Origin of the sequence: Microbulbifer aestuariivivens (genome assembly GCF_039545115.1) — a bacterium.
Taxonomy (GTDB): domain Bacteria; phylum Pseudomonadota; class Gammaproteobacteria; order Pseudomonadales; family Cellvibrionaceae; genus Microbulbifer; species Microbulbifer aestuariivivens.
On record NZ_BAABRT010000054.1, the window covers coordinates 1 to 1,541 of the forward strand.

Sequence of the window (1,541 nt, forward strand, 5' to 3'; positions counted from 1 at the left end):
CCCGCATCAGGCGCGCTACACGCTTACGACTAACCGCATAACCCATATTCTGCATGGCTTTCCAGATTCTCGGGCTTCCGTAGCGCCCCTCTGACTCATCAGAAATCTTCTGAATCGCCAATGTCAGCTCTTTATCCTGGCATTTCCTTTCTGATGGTGAGCGTTTCACCCAGTCGTAATAGCCACTGCGTGAAACACCGAACCATTCGCAGCACCTCTTGATGCCTAATTCTTGTCCAAATTTCTGGATGAATCGATATCTTGCTGATGTTCCTCCGCAAGAAACCGTTGCCACTTTTTTAACAGGTCGATCTCCTGCCTAAGCTTTCGATTCTCAGCTTCAAGACGTTTTACCTTAGAGAGCTCCTTCTCATGCTTGGATACAACCCCTGTGAACTTCTTGCGCTTATCGGTCACAATCTGTCCTTCTCGATACTCTTTTCGCCACCGTGACAGCATGAAGGGATGAATGTCGAGTGCAGTGGCGACTTCTTTAACTTGAACACCCTTGATCAGGCTAAGCAATACTGCTTTGACTTTGAATTCATCTGAGTACCGCCATGTCTTCTTTGGGTTTCTGTACTTGGGCATTGGACACCTCGTCTGTTTGACTTTGGTGTCCGTCAAAGCGGGGGAAGATCACATCCTCGGTATATGCTGCTGTTATTTCAGCATTCACAAATTTATCTGTAATTGCAAAGTGCCCCTTTCCCACGCCATTCGCGACTTTGAAAGCTAGCGGTGCTGCTAACTCACCCGGTGATTTTTTGTCAATAGGGTAGGCCCACAACGTGACGGACCGTAATTGATGACCATCAAGCGAAGCCGGCAACGAAAAATACGTAACTCCAGCGTCATTTTGCATCGCAATTTTCTCGCCATTTGGCGGAACATAGGTGGCACAAGTTAGCGCTTCAACAGAGGCTGACAAAATAATTAGAATTATCGGAGCTAGAAATTTCATAAGCATTTAACGCCTCAAGCACCGGCGTCAAAACCGCGCAGCGGTTTTAACGTCCGAGTGGCTTTTTTTGTTATATGCTGACTGATAGCTCGCACGACTTTTCATCATTGGATAAGCGCCCTGTAATTTTGTAATCAGTATTGGGCTGGGCATTAATGGTTATGTTGCCTGGTAACAATTTTGTACCCCAAGAGTATTTAAATTCACACATAGCATTCACATTGTGCTCACCAGGTGAAATAGAAGCCTTTGTGCCCAGAGTGTAATTTCCAACCCACAATATTTCTCCACCATCTATAGTTCGAATCATGACCTTCAGGCTTGAACTATCTTCTCCTATTATTAGAGCGTCTCCGGGCGCACGTGATACTGAATTCGAAGCACAGCCTGAGATGGTGAGTATTAAAATTGGCAAAACTAGATTCTTCATGATGAGTTTCCTTTAGACATTGGTCTTACCCACAAAAAGTAGACACTCTAACTATGCGCGTTTGCGCTCATACTCTGCTGGACTTTTGTAACCCAGTGTAGAGTGCCTGCGGACTCTGTTGTAGAAAACCTCAATGTATTCAAACAC

The 1,541-nt window shown here is 45.4% G+C and carries 5 protein-coding genes; all 5 read right to left on the minus strand.

The features are described 5' to 3' along the window. A partial coding sequence (locus tag ABEA58_RS14445) for an IS3 family transposase (RefSeq protein ID WP_425563542.1) occupies window positions 1–295 on the minus strand: 295 nt, incomplete at its 3' end. Next, window positions 226–591 carry a transposase gene (locus tag ABEA58_RS14260; RefSeq protein WP_345552575.1) on the minus strand — a complete coding sequence of 122 codons (366 nt, stop codon included), beginning with the start codon at window positions 589–591 and terminating at the stop codon, window positions 226–228. The genes ABEA58_RS14445 and ABEA58_RS14260, both read right to left, overlap by 70 nt. Then, window positions 545–964: a hypothetical protein gene (locus tag ABEA58_RS14265; protein WP_345552576.1), complete on the minus strand. Its 420-nt coding sequence runs from the start codon at window positions 962–964 to the stop codon at window positions 545–547. Before ABEA58_RS14265 ends, ABEA58_RS14260 begins: the two co-directional genes overlap by 47 nt. A 70-nt stretch (window positions 965–1,034) precedes the next feature. Then, window positions 1,035–1,394 carry a hypothetical protein gene (locus ABEA58_RS14270; protein ID WP_345552578.1) on the minus strand — a complete coding sequence of 120 codons (360 nt, stop codon included), beginning with the start codon at window positions 1,392–1,394 and terminating at the stop codon, window positions 1,035–1,037. A gap of 51 nt (window positions 1,395–1,445) precedes the next feature. Further along, window positions 1,446–1,541 (minus strand): IS3 family transposase (locus ABEA58_RS14275; RefSeq protein ID WP_345552580.1); only part of this gene is annotated, 96 nt, incomplete at its 5' end.

What these genes read in the sequence shown, in the direction of transcription:
- ABEA58_RS14260 (WP_345552575.1), bottom strand. Translation starts at nt 591, where the DNA reads ATGCCCAAGTACAGAAACCCAAAGAAGACATGGCGGTACTCAGATGAA.
- ABEA58_RS14265 (WP_345552576.1), bottom strand. Translation starts at nt 964, where the DNA reads ATGAAATTTCTAGCTCCGATAATTCTAATTATTTTGTCAGCCTCTGTT.
- ABEA58_RS14270 (WP_345552578.1), bottom strand. Translation starts at nt 1,394, where the DNA reads ATGAAGAATCTAGTTTTGCCAATTTTAATACTCACCATCTCAGGCTGT.